At 29.4% G+C, this 201-nt stretch carries 1 protein-coding gene; it reads left to right on the top strand.

Translation table 11 applies throughout. The features are described 5' to 3' along the window. The first annotated feature begins 12 nt into the window (after window positions 1-12). Window positions 13-111, top strand: coding sequence for a winged helix-turn-helix domain-containing protein (locus ACJDU8_RS26050; RefSeq protein ID WP_406794994.1), 99 nt, complete (start codon window positions 13-15; stop codon window positions 109-111). The last annotated feature ends 90 nt before the right edge of the window (window positions 112-201 follow it).

Below are 201 nucleotides of genomic sequence, written 5' to 3' on the forward strand. Positions count from 1 at the left end.
AGTATAGTTGATGTGTATATAAGCTATCTGAGAGTTAAGCTCAATGATGTATCTAATGAAAAATATATAACAACAGTTAGAGGTACTGGTTATATGATGAAAGAAATCTAATAAAAAGAAAGGAGTGTATGATCATTATACATAGGAGGCTGTCTATATCAAGAAAACTTACTATAATATACACCGCAATCCTTGTAAGTA

Source organism: Candidatus Clostridium eludens (assembly GCF_045310515.1).
GTDB lineage: Bacteria > Bacillota > Clostridia > Clostridiales > Clostridiaceae > Clostridium_B > Clostridium_B eludens.